The organism is Streptomyces yerevanensis, assembly GCF_000716805.1.
Taxonomy (GTDB): Bacteria; Actinomycetota; Actinomycetes; order Streptomycetales; family Streptomycetaceae; genus Streptomyces; species Streptomyces flaveus.
In genome coordinates, this window is the sequence record NZ_JNWJ01000270.1 from 1 (window position 1) to 268 (window position 268).

Annotated in this window: 1 protein-coding gene; it reads right to left on the reverse strand. The window is 65.7% G+C overall.

The window, feature by feature from the left end; all coding sequences use genetic code 11:
* Window positions 1-268: ASCH domain-containing protein (locus tag OP79_RS49380; protein WP_033329961.1), on the reverse strand; the 268-nt coding region annotated here is incomplete at both ends.

Here is a 268-nt window from a genome sequence, read left to right on the forward strand (position 1 = left end):
GCCGAGCCTTTCCTTTTCCGGTGGGTAGATGGCGCGGATGTTGGCGAGCTGTTGGTCGCGGGTGGCGGTCGGGTTGACGTTGGCGGGTCCTTCGCCGTCGAGCAGGGTCTCGAAGTCGGGGTACTCGGTGACCCGCTTGACCTTCACCGCACAGGTCTCGTCGGTGCCCTTGATGCGGAAGCGGATGATGTCGCCTGCCGCGAGGTCGGCGAGGTGCGGGTATTTCACCCGTACCTCGATGGTCTTGGTGCCTGCGGCGACGAGGTCG